This window comes from Streptococcus danieliae, from assembly GCF_025447695.1.
GTDB classification, from domain to species: domain Bacteria; phylum Bacillota; class Bacilli; order Lactobacillales; family Streptococcaceae; genus Streptococcus; species Streptococcus danieliae.
Genome location: NZ_JAOBSU010000025.1, coordinates 1 through 18,059, shown reverse-complemented (window position 1 = coordinate 18,059; position 18,059 = coordinate 1). Strand labels below are relative to the sequence as shown.

The window sequence follows — 18,059 nt, the reverse complement described above, 5'->3', positions numbered from 1 at the left end:
TAAGGAACTCTCCCTTCAGGACTTTCTTAGTATACAACACTACAGCTTTCTTGGCAACCCTTTTTGCTCATTTTTTTTAAAAAAAGAGACTGGGATCAATCCCAGCCTCATTCTAAAAGGATTATTTAACTTCAAGAAGTCCGAAATCTCCGTCTTCTCGTTTATAGAGAACATTGGTCGAATCATCCTCTGCATCTTTATAAATAAAGAAGTCATGACCTAGTAAATCCATTTGCAGAACTGCTTCTTCAACACTCATAGGTTTTAAATCGATTTGTTTGGAACGAACAATATTCACTGGAATCTTCTCGTCATCTTCAACCAATTCATTGGTAAAAATATGACCAGTTGGAACCTTAGCCCGATGTTTCTTTTCAATTTTGGTTTTATTTTTACGGATTTGACGGTCAATTTTGTCAACAACTAAATCAACAGAGCCATACAAATCTTGAGAAACATCCTCTGCTCGTAGAGTTAGGGAGCCAAGTGGGATGGTTACTTCAACTTTAGCAGTTTTTTCACGATATACCTTTAAATTGACCCGTACATCCAATTCTTGATCTTCTTGAAAATATTTTGAAAGCTTTTCAAGTTTTACTGTAACATAATCACGAATGGCTTCTGTTACCTCAATATTTTCGCCGCGGATACTATATTTAAACATATATATACCTTCCTTCTAAGCTAGAAGCTTTTCTATATATACAGTATAACGTTTTCATTCTTAAAATGCAAGCCCTTTCCTCATCGAGCGATGGAAAATGTGAAAATATTTTGACAACCATTTTCAGAAAGAACTTTCTTAGCCAACTCCATTGTAGCCCCTGTACTATAAACATCATCCACTAAAATTACCCCTTTTTGCACCTTGATTTTCCCCTTTACTGCAAATACTTGTTCCATCGCCAGCCGTTCCCTCCGATCTTTGCCAATTTGGTGCTCCACGTCTGCTTTTTGTAAAATCCGCTCATAAGAGATTTCTGCCGCCTCCAATATTCCTTCCACTTGGTTAAATCCCCGTTCTTGATACCTTTGCTTAGAAACTGGAATTGGCACGATGGTATAGCCTTTCCATTCTTTGAATTTTTCTTTAATCTCTTTGGCAAAAACAAAACGCAGCTGGTAATCTCCCCATTGCTTGTATTGAACAAAGTAGTTAGCCATATTCTGCTCGTAGCGGTAAAGAGCTGTGTGGCAGATACGGTGGCCGCGGTCCTGCCAAGCTAGGCAGTCCGGACAGATTTCCGAGTATCCTGCCTTTTGGCAAGTCGGACAGCAATTTTTCCCAATCTTTAAAAAGGAACTTTGGCAAGAACCACATAGAACCTCTCTACTCTTACGCATCAAAAAGAGATCTCGGAAACACAGGGGACTTGAAAAAAATGTCTGACAAAGAATACAGGTCGTCAAAAGCCAGCCTCCTGGTTCATCTGTTTGATTTCTTGAATGGCTTGTTTACTAGCCCGGGTCTGCTCCTGCATGAAAAAGAAAACCAGCCCATCTGGTCGCTCCTTGCTACGCCCCACGCGCCCGGCTATCTGAACCAGGCTGCTCTTGGTATAAAGAGTATGGTCCGCTTCCAAGACAAACACATCAACTTTGGGGAAGGTCACTCCCCGCTCTAAAATCGTAGTTGTAATCAAAACCTCTACCGCTCCCGTCCGAAACTGCTCCACCAGCTCCTTCCGATTCCCTGAAGAAGCGGAAACAAAAGCGACCTTCAGATTCGGAAAAAGATGGCTTAACTTTCGATAGAACGTTTCTCCCCATTGAATCAATGGCAGAAAAATTAAAAGGGGAAAACCACTTTGCCGCTGCTTCTGAAACTGGTAAAGAAAAGTCTTAGACACTGCCCCCTTTTCTTGATAACCCGACCAGTAAATAATTCGCGGTAGGACTAGGGGGTGTTGGTGAAAACGTTTGGGTAAGGCTAAGCGCACCAAGTCCCCACACTGAATCCTCTGCTCCAACAAGGGAGTAGTCGTAGCCGTCAAAAAATGGATTGGGGCAGCTACTTTCCGAGCCTGCTCAACCGCTGCATAGAGCTGGGGATTTTCATCAAAGGGAAAGGCATCTACCTCGTCCACAATCAGCAGGTCAAAGGCCTGGTAGAAGCGAAATAATTGGGGAACAGTTGCCACAATCAACTGACTCCGTTGGTAGGGAGCCCCCTCCCCATATAGAAAACAAGAGGAAACTGTAAAATCTCTTTGCAAACGCTGATGCAGTTCGCGACAAACATCAATCCGCGGACTTGCCAAACCGACCACACCACCTTGGTTTAAAGAATCCGTCAACAAGGGATAGAGCATCTCCGTCTTACCGGCACCAGTCACGGCATGGACTAGACATGATACTCCCTGCCGACTTTGCTCCAATAGCGCCTGAGCAATCCGATCTTGATCCGGACTCAGTTCTCCCGACCAGCGACAGGTCTCAGTGGCAGGAAAAGGTACTTGTGCCAGAAAGTAGAGAGACTGGTCCGAACGTAACCGGCCCATCTGGATACAGGCCCGACAATAGAGGGCTCCATTGGGTAGCCGATTAACTGAGGTCAGTCTGGTTTGGCAACGTTGGCAAATCCACTGGCCACCAGATTCAGTAATACCAGCCATACAGTCTGATTTATCCTTTAGGGAATCAGGCCATTCCCTTTCCGGTAAACGGCGACCCCAGTAATTTTTTTCATCTTCCATACTTCTTTATTCGAAAAAACTTGCATTCTTTTTTACTTTTACTACAATAGAATTATGGAATTTAGAACAATTACTCAGGACGGCGCTGCCGAACAAGATATTAAAAAATCTCGCTTCCTTTGCCAAGCCAAGCGGGTTGAAACCGAAGAAGAGGCCCGCGCCTTTATTCAGGCGGTCAAGAAAGAGCACTACAAGGCGACCCATAACTGCTCAGCTTTCATTGTCGGGGAAAAGTCCGAAATCAAGCGGTCCAGTGATGATGGTGAACCCAGTGGAACAGCTGGTGTCCCCATGTTGGGCGTCTTGGAAAATCATGATCTAACCAATGTTTGTGTTGTCGTGACCCGCTACTTCGGAGGGATCAAACTGGGAGCTGGCGGTCTCATTCGGGCCTATGCTTCCAGTGTCGCTCTGGCAATTAAGGAATTGGGTATTGTGCAACGCAAGGAGCAAACTAGCTTGCAGGTTGAACTCAGCTATTCCCAATACCAAGAATATGGTAACTTCCTCAAAGAACATGAATTGGAGGAATTTGACACCCAGTTCACTGACAAGGTACAAACCTTGCTCTATTTAGATAAGGAAAATCTACAAGCAATCCAAGCAGCCTTGACGGACTTTTACCAAGGCAAGGTGATTTATCAGGAGGGTGGGATCCGCGAGGTCGAGATTCCACAACCTTTATACGACAAGCAGGACTAGGGAGTCCCGACTGTTGACATACCAAAACGCCGTAAGTCAGTGTTTTTAAAACACGAACTTACGGCGTTTTTCTAATCTTCTTGATTTCGAAGGTAGTCCAGAGCTTCTTGGGTCCAGTGAGATAGGTTCTTCCTCAAAGGACGAAAGCCTGATTTATAGCGATCATTGGTAAAACGTCTGCGGCGTGGGAAGCGGTGTTTCTCTTCCTCCAAGGTCCGCATGGATAGGCTAGCCTTGCCGGTGTACTCATCATAATCAACAACTTGGACCGTAATGGACTGGCCAACACTTAGGAGCTCTCCAATATTTTCAATAAAGCCTGTCCGAATCTCCGAAATGTGGATGAGGCCGGTATTACCATTTTCGAGTTCTACAAAGGCTCCGTAAGGTTGAATCCCACTCACAACTCCCTTATATTTTTCACCAATCCTCATTCTTCTACCTCAATTTTCAGAATCACAACCGGCTCTAGTGGTTTGTCCATTGGATCAACAGCGACTTGAGCAATTGTATCGAGAACTTCCAATGAGGCTACATCTACTAGTTGACCAAATACTGTGTGGCGACGATCGAGATGAGGAGTCCCACCTGTTTCAGCATAGTATGCGGCAATTGGGGCTGGCCAGCCTCCTCGTTCCAATTCTTTCTTATTGTAGGTTCCACCTGTGTTTTGAACAAGAAAGAATTGGCTACCATTGGTATTAGGCCCGGCATTGGCCATAGATAAGGCTCCCCGTAGATTGTAAAGTTCCTCGTGGAATTCATCTTCAAATTCACTACCATAGATGGATTCCCCTCCCATTCCGGTACCGGTTGGATCACCACCTTGGATCATAAAATCTTCGATAATACGGTGGAAGGTCACTCCTTCATAGTAGCCGTCCTTGGCTAGGGCTAAAAAGTTGGCCACGGTTTTAGGAGCGTGATCTGGGAACAGCTGGATCTTCATGGTTCCAAAATTGGTTTCCAGCTGAACCACAGGACCTTTTGCTTGCGACAAATCCAATTGTGGGAATTGTAGGATTTTAGGAATCAAGCCCATTTCAACAAGGGCATGCTCAATGCCATCTCCCTCAACTGTTTTGGTCACATAGTCCGCCTTTTCTTTAACGGAGTCCAGGGCTCCTCCCATGGCAACTGCCAAGCCAGCAAGGTCAAATAATTCTAGATCATTAAGACCGTCTCCGAAAACGAGCAAGTTTTCAGGTTTGAGGTTAAGGCTGGCCAGAACTTTTTCAACGCCAACTGCTTTTGACATCTCCTTAATAACCACATCACAGGAATTCGGATGCCAGCGAACCAAGCGGAGGTCTTGGGCTAGAGCTTCTGGTAGGGCCAACTCCTGCCCCTCATCCTCAAAGGTCCACATTTGATAGATAGCTTCCTTCTGATCCAAATCTGGATCAATCGCTAGACCAGGATAAATAATGTCGATGGCCTCATTAATCAGTGGTGAACGCTCTGATAAGCTAGCCTGTTCTTTCCCAACTAAACCAAAAGCGATCCCTTCTTGTTCAGCCCAAGTTTTATAGGCCGCAACCTGTTCTTCCGCAATCGGCTGACTCGCAACTACCTCTCCTTTAGCATCTTCAACATAAGCACCATTGATGGTCACCCAGTAATCTGGTTTTAAAGCCCGGATTTCTGGGACCAAGCCAAGCGGCGAGCGCCCTGTCGCAATCCCCACCTTAATGCCAGCTTTTTTCAAATCTTTAAACACACGTTGCACCGAAGTTGGGATAAAACCCGTATCCTTAACGCGTAAGGTATCATCAATATCAAAAAAAACAATCTTAATTTTTTTTGCCTTGTATTTTGTTTTTGTATTCATCTTCACTCCTATAACCAATCCTCGTCTGATTGTACCAAATGATGTTGAAAGGCATAGATAACCGCCTGCGTGCGATCACTAACCGCTAATTTCGAGAGGATATTTGATACATGTGTTTTAACTGTTTTTAATGAAATAAAAAGTTCATCGGCGATGCGCTGATTTTCGTAGCCCTTAGCCAAAAGCGCTAGAATGTCACGCTCGCGAGGGGTTAGGTCCTCATGCAGGGGACGATTGAGACGATGGTGTTCAAACTTTTGTGACACTTCAGTCTGAATCGCCATTTCTCCTAGAGACACCCGCCGAATCGCACTAAAAATTTCATCAGCTGTCGACGTTTTTAGAATATAACCCTTGGCTCCTGCTTCCAGAACCGGATAAATTTTTTCATTATCCAGATAGGAAGTCAAAATGAGGATTTTTGCCTCTGGCCAGGATTCCAAAATGGAAAGAGTAGCTTGAATCCCATCCATATCCGGCATTAATAAATCCATCACAATGACATCTGGCCGTAGCTCCAAGGCTAATTCCAAACCTTCTTTTCCATTACTAGCTTCGCCGATCACCAAGGTATCCACCTGCAAATTGAGGTAGCTTTTAAGTCCTAAGCGGACCATTTCATGATCATCCACTAATAGAATTTTCATCTTGCTCTCCCTTTAAAATTGGTATGCGAATATCAATCGCGACTCCCTGATAGGGAGCTGTTCTGAGGGTCATACGACCAGCCATATCTTCCACCCGCTCTTCCATATTGGCTAGTCCATAATGGAATTCTTTATTCTCCTGTTGATTGAAGCCCAGGCCATCATCCACCATCTTCAACTGTAATTGGCCAGCCGTCTGTTTGAGATAGACTTCCAAGTGCTGAGCCTCGGCATGGCGTAAGGTATTGCTAATAAACTCTTGCACAATCCGATAGCAATGATTTTCAATTTCCGAAGGCAGCTGGTCGACTGACACCTCTAGGCGAATCTTCAAAAGACTTTTTTCTTCCACTTCGGCTAACAGGGTTTCCAAGGCGGACACCAGGTTCCGTCCTTCCAATTCCCGCGGCCGCAGGTGTAGCAGCAAAATCCGCAAATCATTTTGAGCAGTATTGAGGATTCCCTCTACCCCCTGTAACTCCTTTTGAATACCAGCTGCACCCAGGCTTGACTGCCGCAAACCGGACACAATCATGCTGGCCGCAAAGAGTTCCTGACTAACCGTATCATGAAGGTCCCGGGCAATCCGCTGACGCTCCTGGGTGACAACCATGGCTTTTTCAACCAAGTTCTCATTCTCCGTTTCCTGCCGTTTTTGTTGCAGGCTGTGAATCGATTGGCCTAAAGCTCGCAGATCTGAATCCAGAATCGGATCATCCAGGCTGGTGTAGCTCTGCCCCCTTCGAATCTGTTCCAAGGCTGGATGCAGGCGTGCCCGAATGGTCTGGGCCCGCCAAACTTGTGCCAAGAAGGCTAAGGCAACAGCACCTAGAGACAGGACAACCAACATGGCCAAAATCTGTAGACCGATCCAATCCCTTAACCAGATCTCAACCCAGTTATAGTTCAATACCTCTAAAAATTTTATAATCAAGAAAAATAGCAGTCCAAAGGTTGCACTAAAGATAAAAAAGTAGATCCCTTTTCTCATCGCCGAATCACCTCGACGTTGCCAAGGAGATTTGTGAAGACCAATTTAACTGAGCGGTTGGCCTTCTCCAAATCGGGACTACTAACCCGCAAGTACTCATTTCGAAGACTATAGTGTTCCTCGAAAAATTGAATATCTCCATAAAGCGTATTCACCGATAGATCAACCGCAATATCAATCGGAACGTACACCCGAATATCACCAATGACCTTCTGAATCAGGACGAGGTTGGACTCTTGTCCCAAAACGACCTCGTCCAAATAAATAGTATCATTACCGCTAAAACGGACTAGGTGTAAGTCTTCAAAGGACTGGTCTTCGCCCAAGAAATACGACAAATCCCCAATCCAGGTATTCCTTGTTTTCTCCCCCGGCACCTGGATGCCACTAGACTGGGATCGATGCTCCCGGTAGAGATAGGGAAGAGTCGCTGTAAAGCCATAAACAATGGCAAAAACAATCGCTGCCATCCCAAAGGGATTAATGCTCATCGCCAAAAAGAAAAACAAAAACAGAGTAACAACCAGCAAATTGGATTGACTATCCACGCGGTAATAGTGATACAGCAGCAAACAAAGAATTAGAAACCAAACCCCTCGTGTTACATCATCTGAAAACATGGTTAAAAGAGCAAGCGTCACCAGGATCAACTCAATTAACACAAAAAAATGAATTTTTCTCATCACAAGGCTCCTTTACCTTCCCATTGTATCAAATCGCTTGACACAAGAACAGTCACAACCCCGATTGAATAAGCAAAACAAGAGGCTGTGACAAAAGTCTAGCCTCTTGTTTTTTGATTCGCAAAATGACTTTGATGCAGTAGTTAATTGCGGAGCAAACTCCAGTCTAATCAATCTCATCTCCTCTTTTGCTTATTCCTCATCTGGAAGGCTCGAACTCGATTCAGTCCGACTACTAGACGATGATTCAACAGATGATTCAGAAGTTTCTACGGTTTCTTCTGAATCTGGAACTGTTGGGAGTGATGATGTGCTAGGGGTGATACTAGAACTGGATGGATAAATCGTCTGACTCTGCACAACCGCAGCAACCGTCAACTCAATATGAGCCGATTTCACATCAATAATATTTCCTGCCAAAGGATTTTGCCGGACAATAATGTCTGACTGAGTCGCAGTCAGGTCATTGGTGACCCGGCGACTAATCCGATTCACGGGAACACCCAAATTAATCAAGGTATCACGCGCATCACGATAGGTCATGTTGGTAAAGTCTGGCATTTCAATAGAGGTCGTTTGCTGAGCCACTTGTAGCACAATTTTCGTCCGTCCTGTTGGATCAAACTCGGTCCCCACCTCAGGCGTTTGGGCTAGAACAGTACCAGCTTCCTCGTAGCTATCCTCTACTTCTTCGATTTGAATCAAGCGATCAGGCACCTGGTGATCTTCGCGAAGGATACGTTCCGCCTCGCTTAAGGATTTACCAATTAGGTTTTCCATCTTAAAACGAGTCCCTTCTGCAGAAACAATCAAATCAACTGTTGATCCTTCTCGCCTTTGAGTCCCTGACTTGGGATTGGTCCGAATCACATTGCCCGGCTCAACGTCAATGGAAGCTTCCTCTGACACATTTCCCACCACAAGGCCTGCCTTCTCAATCTGATTACGTGCATCCGCTAGAGGCATATTTTCAACTTGCGGAATAATTGCCGATGATGGACTTAAAAAAATGAGCGATAAGATCGCTAACACCACCAAGATAAAGGCTCCAAAAACCACCTTATACCGCATCCGAATACGGCGTCTATGCTTCATTTTTGGAGCAGCCGACGCCTTATTTTTACTGCTAAGTTGCGGCCGTGGCCGTGGCTCGACCGGCTCCTCTTTTTTCACAACTGGTTCAACCGATCTAGCTGGAACTGGTGCTACCTTGGGAGCTGCTGTTGATTTAGGGAGGGTTTTAACTTCGGATTCCTTTTCGGCAAAATGCAAAATCGGTTCATTGCGCCGCTCATAGGAAAGACTAGTTGAAAGGTCCAAATACATTTCCGCGACAGTTTTATAACGATCTTCTAACTTCTTAGCTGTGGCCTTAATCACAATATTTTCAACAGGATTGACCACGCGGGAATTCTCCGCCCGAATGGAAGGCAGGGGTTTTTGAAAGTGTTGAAGAGCAATCGTCACTGCACTGTCACCATCATAAGGAATACGACCTGTCAGCATCTCATAGAAAATAATTCCCATAGCATAGATGTCTGACTGGACCGTCGCCTTGGAACCACGCGCCTGCTCTGGAGAAAGGTAGTGGACACTGCCCAACATAGAGTTGGTCTGGGTTAAGCTCGTCTCCGCAAAGGCAACGGCAATTCCAAAGTCAGTCACCTTGACCGTTCCACCCTTGGTCAACAGAATATTCTGGGGTTTTAGATCTCGGTGAACAATTCCTCGCATGTGGGCCAAACGCATGGCCAAGAGGATTTCCCCCATGATCCGGACCGCTTCTTCATTGCTGAGAGGCGCTTTGTCTTTGATGTAACGTTTCAAGTCAAGACCGGAGACATATTCCATCGCCAGGTATTGCTGGCCATCCTCTTCACCAATATCGGTGATACGAACAATATTGGGATGATCTAATTCCGCCATCGCCTTGGCTTCCCGTTGAAAGCGGGCAACAGCAACAGGATCTGTCTGGTAGTTGGTTCGTAGGACCTTAACAGCGACCTCTTCCCCATCTAAAATGAGGTCTTTGGCCAGATAAACATCGGCCATCCCGCCTCGACCAATCTGTTCCATGATTTTGTAACGGCCAGCAAAGATTTTTCCGATTTGAATCATGGCTGAGCCTCCTCTTGGTAACGAACAAGAGCGACAGAAATATTATCCAAACCTCCTGCTGCATTAGCTGCGTAAACCAGTGTTTTGGCCTTTTCGTCCAAGCTTAAGTCAGCAGCCAAGACTTCTTGGATTTGCTGATTGGTCACCATATTGCTCAAACCGTCGCTATTGATCACCAAATAATCTCCGTCTTGCAAGACAACCAAACCAATGTCCGGTTTGACAGGGTCTTGTTGGCCAATCGATTGGGTAATGATATTCTTCTGAGGGTGGTTGCGAGCCTCTTCTTCGGTAATTTGGCCTGCTTTTAGTAACTCATTCACCAAGGAATGATCACTGGTTAATTGAATATAATCTTGCTGGTTCCAAATACTCACACGAGAATCCCCAACATGGGCAAAAACGGCTTGATTGCCGATAATCACAACCGCTTCTAGGGTTGTCCCCATACCGCGGAATGCTTCTTCTTGCCCCATGGCATGGATTTTTTTATTTTCTTCTTCCAAGTGGATTTCAAACCATGAACGCATCTGGTCAATGGAATTGATATCCGTATTGACCCAGGATGCCCCCAAATCGGTCACGGCCATTTCGCTGGCGATATTCCCTGCTCGGTGTCCGCCCATTCCATCTGCTAATACAATTAAAGGATTTCCCGCTTGGTTGCGAAATTGATTGACAAAATCTTGATTATTAGAGCGTCTCTGCCCTACGTCTGTCAACAATGCAATCTCCATGTCTTATTATTTCCTCCTTCAATCAGGATTTCTTTCTTAGTTGGCTGATAAAAAATCCATCCGTCCCAAACAACTCGGGTGTGATTAGAAGACAGCCATCTACCATCATCTCTGTCTTAGGATGAACTAAAGGAACCTGTTCAAAATCAGGGTGTCCTTCTAAAAACTTTTGGATAACTTGCTGATTTTCTTTTGAAAAGATTGTACAAGTACTATACGTTATTATACCACCTTCTTGCAAGGTTTGACAAACGCTATCCAAAATCTGCAATTGGATTTCTTGTAGCTGGTCCAAATCTTTGCGACTCTTGCGGTAGCGGATATCTGGTTTCCGACGCAAGAGACCAATCCCGGAACAGGGAGCATCCACTAAAATCTTATCAAAGCTTCCTTTTGGGAAAGCCTTATGAACCTCTCGGGCATCCAAGCGTTTGGTCTGAATCCGATCTGCCAGACCGAGCCGGTGCGCGTTTTCTTCAATCAGAGCGAGTTTGTGGTCATAGAGGTCTAGGGCAGTAACCTGGCCCTGGTCTAAATATGTCGCAATGTGAGTCGTTTTTCCTCCCGGAGCGCTGCAGGCGTCGAGGACTCTTTCCCAACCTTCCAAGGCTAGGGTTGGGGCAACCAATTGACTTGATTCATCTTGGATGGTCACTTGACCTTCTTGGAAGGCTTGACTAGCCGCAAACTGCCCCTGATCCTTGACCAGACCACAGGGAGAAATCTCCGAATCTCTGGCTTCTAGTAATTCCTTGAGCCTGTCTTTTTCAGCTAGATCTTGTACCCGTAAGCTAGCGCGGTTTTTCCAGAGAAGACTTTCCATTAGCGCCTCCCCGCGCTCGTTCCCGTATTCCTCAATCAGGTCACGGACTAACCAAACTGGTAGGGAATAGAGGATAGACAGACGTTTATTGAGCCGTTTAATCTTGGCTGGATCTTGTAGCCCCTGACTCTCGATTTTTCTAAGAATGGCATTAACATAACCGCTGGCTGCAGGGTGTAGCCTTTTTTTGACCAACTCGACTGCCTGGTGGATGGCTGCTCGATTGGGAATTTTTTCCAAATAAAGCATCTGATAGAGGGTCATCAGCAAAACCGGATAAATGGGCGAGTCTAATTTGTCCCGATCTTCGACAAAAAAGGACAGGTGCCATTCCAGGGTAATCTTGCGAGTTAGGGTTCCATACACAAGTTCTGTTACCAAGGCCTTATCTACAGAAGATAAAGAGGTTTTTTGCAGGGCCTTGTGGAGGGCAAGGTTGGCATAGGCTCCTTGTTCCAAAACAGATTCAAGAATCTCCAAGGCTAAGGACCGGGCTGTTACTGACTTACTCAAATCGATCGCCTACTTTCACATCACGTCCCAGACCATTCAAAAAGTCTTGGACAGTCATCTTGCCTTTACCGAAAGGTTGAACCACTTCCAAAGCAATGGCTCCTTCACCAGCTGCTACATGGAGGTTTTTTTTATCACGATAAATGATCGCTCCAGCAGGACCTTGACCATCTACAACCTTAACGGCATGAACTTTCAAACGCTGGTCCTGCCAATAAGTATGGGCTACAGGCCAAGGGTTCATCCCCCGAACCTGGTTAAAGACTTGGACTGCAGTCTTGTTCCAATCCAAACGTTCCTCTTCTGGTTGGATATTTGGAGAAAAAGTCACTTCTGCTGGATCTTGCGGAATCGGTTTGAGAGCTCCCTGAACATAGGGTTCCAACTGAGTCAGTAACAAATCCCGACCCAAAATCGCCAATTTTTCAAATAGACTTCCAACTGTATCGCTCTCCTCAATTGCTAGCGAATCCTGAGCAATCATATCTCCAGCATCCATCTCCTTGACCATCTCCATCAAGGTCACCCCGGCTCTTTCATCGCCATTGATAAGGGCATAATGGATCGGCGCTCCACCACGGTATTTAGGTAAGAGGGAAGCGTGAACATTCACTGCAAAATCAAAAGCATCTAATAGTTTTGTTGGTAAAAACTGACCAAAGGCGGCGGTAACAATCCCATCTGCATCAAGAGTCATCAACTCCTCCAGCTCTGGACTACCCGAAAGTTTTTCCGGCTGATAGACAGGTAAATCATTAGCCAAAGCGAGTTCTTTAACAGGAGTCACCTTCAGCTCCCGCTTACGCCCAACCAAGCGATCTGGCTGGGTCACAACCGCTTGAATCTGATACCGTTCATCTCCTAACAAACCTTCTAGGACTGTCGCCGCAAAGGCCGGGGTTCCCATAAAAATTATTTTCATTGCTATTTCCTTTCTCGTTACTGAGGTTCGTGGTCAATGGTGAGTCGAACCGCTTGAAATTCTTTGGTCTGACTGATCTCCAGAATATGATTTAAAACAGCTTCTAGTCGTGGTTCCTGCCGGTATTTAATCATAATTTGATAATGGTACAAATTATGGGTCCGGCTAATCGTTGATGGGGTCGGTCCCAAAAGAATAGCATTGGGACTCAGAAACTGTCGCAAGGTTCCAAGTGCTTGATAAGCTATTTTTTCCACAAGTTTTGGATCCTTATGGGAAAAATGAAGGGCTACTGTATAAAAATAGGGAGGATAGGCCGCCATTTTACGGATCCGCATTTCCTCTTGGTAAAAGCCTTCATAGTCCTGTTTGGAGGCGTATTGGATGGCATAGTGGTCTGGATTATAAGTTTGGAGGTAGACTTTCCCAGGCTTAGTCGCCCGTCCAGCTCTCCCTGCCACCTGGGTTAACAATTGGAAGGTTCGTTCCGATGATCTGAAATCCGGCAAATGAATTCCGGTATCTGCATTTAGGACTCCTACCAAGGTCACATTAGGAAAATCCAATCCCTTGGCAATCATCTGGGTTCCAAGGAGAATGTCAGCCTCCCCTTGCCCAAACTTAGCCAAGATTTTTTCATGGCTTCCCTTTTTCCGAGTGGTGTCTACATCCATTCGCAAGACACGCGCTTCTGGTAGCAAAAGCTCCAACTCTTTTTGCGCTTTTTCCGTCCCTGTACCATAATAATGGATATCCTGGCTCTGGCAGTTGGGACAGGTTTGCGGAATGCCTTTGCGAAAATCACAATAATGGCAATTCATGGTGCGCGTGGATAAATGAAGGGTCAAGGAAATATCACAGTTGGGACAGGTGTCAACCTCACCACAAACCCGACACATCATGAAACTCGAGTAACCACGGCGGTTCAACATCAGCACCGCCTGTTCCCCCCGCTCTAGAGTCTCTTTTAAAGCTTCCAATAGAGGCGGGCTAATAGTCTGATCCTCCTTGGTCGTCCGATAATCCCGCAAATCAATAACTTCAACAGATGGAATCATTGCCAAAGGATTGGCCCTCTGACTTAAAGTCACAAAGTCATAGACTCCTTTGGAAGCGCGTGCCCTGGATTCGAGACTCGGGGTTGCCGACCCTAGAACTAGAGCAGCCTGGTGATACTGAGCACGCAACTGAGCCACTTCCCGCGCATGGTAGCGAGGATTGTTATCCTGCTTGTAGCTAGACTCGTGTTCCTCATCAATGATAATAATCCCAATGTTTTGCAAAGGAGCAAAGATAGCCGACCGCGCCCCAATTACCACCCGGGCTTGACCATGCGCAATTTTCCACCACTCGTCATACTTTTCGCCAGCTGACAATCCTGAATGGAGAATCGCCACCTGATAACCAAAACGAGCAATAAATCCCCTGGTCATCTGGGGAGTTAGGGAAATCTCCGGAACCAGGACAATAGCATTTTTACCATCTTTAAGAACCTGTTCAATCACCTGCAGGTAAACTTCCGTTTTCCCACTTCCCGTAATTCCCTCTAAGAGCACTGGCTGAGTCTTCTTCTCTCCAACATGCCCCAAAATCAAGCGTTTGGCTGCAGCCTGTTGGGGATTTAAGACTGGAGGCTGGGTAGATTCCACGCCTTCAAAAAAACTCGCTGAGCGAGAAATGCTTTTAGAATACACTTCAATCGCTCCCACCTCTCGGAAATACTTGGCAATGGCGCTGGAAAATTCTTTGTTAAAATCTGCCAAACGCCCCTCATCAGACCTCTGTAAGAGATAGTCCCTGGCCTCCAAGCGCCGTTTAGCTTGTTTACCGATGACAAGAGATTCAAGGACAGCAGGGACTGGCCGGTACCAGTTCTCATATTTGAGGGAAGCCTGATCCAAGGCCAAATACTGCACCTCAACTTGCTTTTTAGCAACCAATTTTTGAACTTCTGCCAGGTCCTCTGGACTCATTTTTGAAGCCTGGCGTTCTGACCCGTTGGGAAAGAAACGCTGGCGATCGTCTGGTCCGAGCTTCTCTGTCGCTTGGTAGAGTTTATCGTATTGCGATTGGAGGAGACTAGGCATCATCGTTTTTAAGAGTTGGATTTTAAAGGAAAAAACCTGGTGACGTAGTTGCTCCACCAACCACAATTGCTCAGCAGTCAGTACGGGTTCTTCATCCAAAACGGCTGCAATTTCCTTCATTTCAAATCCTTCAGTCGGCTCAACATCGAGAGCCACGACAACCCCTTGGATTAACCGGTTCCCAATCCCAAAAGGAACGTGGACCCGAACTCCCACCTTAACACTTGCCTGCCACTGGGCCGGTACTCGATAGGTAAAGGGATGATCCGTCTGGCCCGTTGGGACGTCTACAATGACATGGATCCACATACTTCCTCCTTAAAAGGCTCAAAAAGGGAGACCTTGGGACCTTTCCTAATCCGTGTCCCAACTGGCTCCCTCACTGATAACTTCTGAAATACCTCTAGGTCTGGTATCTTAGATTTTTCCGCCTTCTTCTTTTTCTTTGGCTATTTGTTCTTTAATTTTCTTTTCTTCCTCTTCTTGGCGCTTACGCTCTAATTCAGCCTTCAAGCGAACTATTTCACGTTTCGCTTCTGGGTTTGGATGAATGACAACATTTCCCGCTTCAATTTCTTCTAGAGCTCGAAGAGTAGATTTTACAGATTTAAAATCTTGTGTCGCTTTCGCACCAGCTTCTAATTCATGAGCCCGTTTAGCCTCAAGAATAACTAATGAATATTTTGATGGCACCTTATCAAGAAGGGTGTCAATAGAGGGTTTCAACATCATAGTAGGGATACCTTTTTCTAACAGTTTAGCGAACGGTTACGGTGTCACGAACCATGTCTTGGTAGTGGCCAATCACACGGTCCACACGGAAATGTTCCGCTTCAATCACACGTTTCACACGTTCAGCAGCGAGGGAGACTTCATCATTGACAATCGCATAATCATACTCCCGCATCAGGGCAATCTCTTCCTTGGCCTTATCAATGCGTTGAGCAATGACATCAGCTGAATCTGTACCTCGGCCAACCAAACGCCCCTGCAATTCATCTAAATCAGGTGGGGTTAGGAAGATAAAGACCGCATCTGGCACTTTTTGCTTAACCTGGAGTGCTCCTTGAACCTCAATTTCCAAAAAGACATCAATGCCTTTATCCAAGGTTTCATTTACATAATTTAGGGGCGTTCCATAGTAATTTCCAACATATTCTGCATATTCCAACATTTGGCCTTGACGAATTAATTCTTCAAACTCTTCGCGAGTTCGGAAAAAATAATCTACTCCATCAACCTCTCCGGGTCTTTGCGCACGAGTCGTCATGGACACAGAATATTGAAATTGATTCTCTGAACTTTCAAAAATCTCTCGTCTAACGGTCCCTTTACCAACACCGGATGGACCGGAAAAAACTATTAATAAGCCACGATCAGCCATGAGTTCTCCTTCATTGTCTTTAAAATCTAGTCTACCAAAAAAGCCTCCCTTTTTCAACCAGTTTTCACACACATAGATATGTGAGGTTGTATAAAAAGGCTAAGAACCTTTGTCCTAGCCTTCTCAGTATTATTTGGCATACTCGATTGCGCGAGTTTCGCGAATAACTGTTACCTTAATATTTCCTGGGTATTCCAGATTTGCTTCAATTTTTTCACGAATCTTGTGAGCCAAGACGGTCATTTGATCGTCCTTCAGCTGTTGTGGATTTACCATAATTCGAATCTCGCGACCTGCCTGAAGGGCAAAGCTTGATTTAACACCATCAAATTCTGTCGCAATATCCTCTAAATCACGCAAGCGTTGGATGTAGTTCTCCAAGGATTCACTACGGGCTCCTGGACGAGCTGCGCTGAGAGCATCAGCTGCTGCCACAATCACAGCAATGGTCGATGTTGGTTCAACGTCACCATGGTGACTGGCAATCGTATTGATAACCACTTGATGCTCCTTGTATTTCCGCGCCAACTCGGTTCCAATCTCAACATGGCTGCCTTCCACTTCCCGGTCAATCGCTTTTCCAAGATCGTGTAGGAAACCAGCGCGACGAGCCAAGGTTGGATTTTCACCCAATTCACTGGCAATAATTCCTGAAAGTTTGGCAACCTCAATGGAATGTCGGAGGACATTCTGTCCATAAGAAGTTCGAAATTGCAGGCGGCCCATCATCTTCATCAAGTCTGGATGCAAGTTCGGAGCTCCAATTTCGAAAGCAGCATTTTCACCATACTCCCGAATACGTTGGTCCATCTCCACACGATTTTTCTCAACCAGCTCCTCGATACGGGCTGGATGAATCCGACCATCTTTGATCAAGGCTTCCATGGTCATTCGCGCAATTTCACGTCGAATCGGATCAAAGCCTGAAAGAACCACAACTTCTGGAGTATCGTCAATCAAGACATCAATTCCGGTCAAACTTTCAAAGGTGCGAATATTTCGACCCTCACGACCAATAATCCGTCCTTTCATATTATCATCTGGTAAATGAACAATAGCATTGGTCTGATCGGATACAAACTCACCTGCCATTCGTTGCATGGCTTGTGACAAGATATCCTTGGCCACTTTATTGGAACGTTCCTTGATTTCCCATTCAGCTTCCCGAACTCGTGCGGCAATCTCAGATGTTAGTTTCACTTCTGTTTCTTCCAAAATCTGTGCCTTAGCCTGTTCTGGAGTTAAACTAGCAATCCGTTCCAACTCTGCACGCCCCTCTGCTTCCAGAGTGGCAACACGTTCCTGACGTGCATCAATTTGTTTAGATTGACCATCAAGAGCTTGTTCTTTTTGATCCAACAATTCTTCTTTGCGGGTTAACTTCTCATCTTTACGATCCAAGTTCCCCTCTCGTTGGGTCAAACGACTTTCAATTTCCTTTAACTCTTGACGTTCTATTTTGAATTCAGCGGCAACATCTTCTCGATATTTCCGAGCTTCTTCTTTTGCCTCTAGCAAAGCTTCTTTTCTAAGGGCCTTGACTTCACGATTGGCTTCCTTCATAAATAATTTCGCTTCTCGTTCCGCCTGACCACGAACTGTAGTCGCTTCTTGCTCAGCATTTAAAAGTGTCAACTCTGCTTCTTCTTGCTTCTTGGTTGTTGCTTTTAAACCAATGACACTTCCGACTCCTAAACCAATGATGACGGCAAAAACAAACAAAACAATTGTTACCATGTTTTCACCTCATATTTTTATAGTGAATGTTGTGTTACATTCTTTACTATTTTACCACAAATCGTCTCATTATTGTGAATCGATCTCAAAACCCCTGGTCTTTTGTTACAACTCCCGAGTTTATCACTTTATGTTATAATCAACCTAACTCAATCGCTTGATAGAACTGGATTTTTTTGAAATTTCCA

Annotated in this window: 17 protein-coding genes; 1 reads left to right on the top strand and 16 read right to left on the bottom strand. The window is 45.3% G+C overall.

Annotated elements, in window-relative coordinates; all coding sequences use genetic code 11:
- Positions 1-121 precede the first annotated feature (121 nt).
- The 3 genes from hpf to N4310_RS02900 all read right to left on the bottom strand — a co-directional run bounded on the left by hpf (position 122) and on the right by N4310_RS02900 (position 2,696).
- Complete coding sequence (gene hpf, locus N4310_RS02910) at positions 122-664, bottom strand: ribosome hibernation-promoting factor, HPF/YfiA family (protein ID WP_262092003.1); 543 nt, start codon at positions 662-664, stop codon at positions 122-124.
- Positions 665-744: 80 nt separating this feature from the next.
- Positions 745-1,164, bottom strand: coding sequence for a ComF family protein (locus N4310_RS02905; RefSeq protein WP_262092002.1), 420 nt, complete (start codon positions 1,162-1,164; stop codon positions 745-747).
- Between the two features lie 242 nt (positions 1,165-1,406).
- Positions 1,407-2,696 (bottom strand): ATP-dependent helicase ComFA, encoded by a 1,290-nt coding sequence (locus tag N4310_RS02900; protein WP_262092001.1) that lies wholly within the window; start codon positions 2,694-2,696, stop codon positions 1,407-1,409.
- Positions 2,697-2,750: 54 nt separating this feature from the next.
- Between N4310_RS02900 and N4310_RS02895 the strand changes: the two genes are divergently transcribed.
- Positions 2,751-3,398 carry a YigZ family protein gene (locus N4310_RS02895; RefSeq protein ID WP_160333285.1) on the top strand — a complete coding sequence of 216 codons (648 nt, stop codon included), beginning with the start codon at positions 2,751-2,753 and terminating at the stop codon, positions 3,396-3,398.
- Positions 3,399-3,469: 71 nt separating this feature from the next.
- Here the strand turns inward: N4310_RS02895 and N4310_RS02890 are convergent, their stop codons facing one another.
- The 13 genes from N4310_RS02890 to N4310_RS02830 form a co-directional block, all read right to left on the bottom strand.
- Complete coding sequence (locus N4310_RS02890) at positions 3,470-3,832, bottom strand: S1 RNA-binding domain-containing protein (RefSeq protein ID WP_160333286.1); 363 nt, start codon at positions 3,830-3,832, stop codon at positions 3,470-3,472.
- Entirely contained in the window at positions 3,829-5,229 is a 1,401-nt protein-coding gene (locus N4310_RS02885) for a Cof-type HAD-IIB family hydrolase (protein ID WP_262092000.1), read from the bottom strand. Before N4310_RS02885 ends, N4310_RS02890 begins: the two co-directional genes overlap by 4 nt.
- Before the next feature lie 8 nt (positions 5,230-5,237).
- Positions 5,238-5,876 carry a response regulator gene (locus tag N4310_RS02880; RefSeq protein WP_160333288.1) on the bottom strand — a complete coding sequence of 213 codons (639 nt, stop codon included), beginning with the start codon at positions 5,874-5,876 and terminating at the stop codon, positions 5,238-5,240.
- Positions 5,854-6,867, bottom strand: a complete 1,014-nt coding sequence (locus N4310_RS02875) for a sensor histidine kinase (protein WP_262091999.1) — start codon at positions 6,865-6,867, stop codon at positions 5,854-5,856. Before N4310_RS02875 ends, N4310_RS02880 begins: the two co-directional genes overlap by 23 nt.
- Entirely contained in the window at positions 6,864-7,550 is a 687-nt protein-coding gene (gene liaF / locus N4310_RS02870) for a cell wall-active antibiotics response protein LiaF (RefSeq protein WP_262091998.1), read from the bottom strand. The genes N4310_RS02875 and liaF overlap by 4 nt, the downstream gene beginning before the upstream one ends.
- A 192-nt stretch (positions 7,551-7,742) precedes the next feature.
- Complete coding sequence (pknB, locus tag N4310_RS02865; protein ID WP_262091997.1) at positions 7,743-9,668, bottom strand: Stk1 family PASTA domain-containing Ser/Thr kinase; 1,926 nt, start codon at positions 9,666-9,668, stop codon at positions 7,743-7,745.
- Complete coding sequence (locus tag N4310_RS02860) at positions 9,665-10,405, bottom strand: Stp1/IreP family PP2C-type Ser/Thr phosphatase (RefSeq protein ID WP_262091996.1); 741 nt, start codon at positions 10,403-10,405, stop codon at positions 9,665-9,667. Before N4310_RS02860 ends, pknB begins: the two co-directional genes overlap by 4 nt.
- A 22-nt stretch (positions 10,406-10,427) precedes the next feature.
- Positions 10,428-11,741: a 16S rRNA (cytosine(967)-C(5))-methyltransferase RsmB gene (rsmB, locus tag N4310_RS02855; protein WP_276552627.1), complete on the bottom strand. Its 1,314-nt coding sequence runs from the start codon at positions 11,739-11,741 to the stop codon at positions 10,428-10,430.
- Positions 11,734-12,663, bottom strand: a complete 930-nt coding sequence (gene fmt / locus N4310_RS02850) for a methionyl-tRNA formyltransferase (RefSeq protein WP_262091995.1) — start codon at positions 12,661-12,663, stop codon at positions 11,734-11,736. The genes rsmB and fmt overlap by 8 nt, the downstream gene beginning before the upstream one ends.
- Positions 12,664-12,680: 17 nt before the next feature.
- On the bottom strand, positions 12,681-15,059 hold the full coding sequence (locus N4310_RS02845; protein WP_262091994.1) for a primosomal protein N': 2,379 nt from the start codon (positions 15,057-15,059) through the stop codon (positions 12,681-12,683).
- 108 nt (positions 15,060-15,167) lie between these two features.
- Positions 15,168-15,482, bottom strand: a complete 315-nt coding sequence (rpoZ, locus tag N4310_RS02840; RefSeq protein WP_160332721.1) for a DNA-directed RNA polymerase subunit omega — start codon at positions 15,480-15,482, stop codon at positions 15,168-15,170.
- A gap of 25 nt (positions 15,483-15,507) precedes the next feature.
- On the bottom strand, positions 15,508-16,134 hold the full coding sequence (gmk, locus tag N4310_RS02835; RefSeq protein WP_160332720.1) for a guanylate kinase: 627 nt from the start codon (positions 16,132-16,134) through the stop codon (positions 15,508-15,510).
- A gap of 129 nt (positions 16,135-16,263) precedes the next feature.
- Entirely contained in the window at positions 16,264-17,871 is a 1,608-nt protein-coding gene (locus N4310_RS02830) for a ribonuclease Y (RefSeq protein WP_160332719.1), read from the bottom strand.
- Positions 17,872-18,059: the final 188 nt, after the last annotated feature.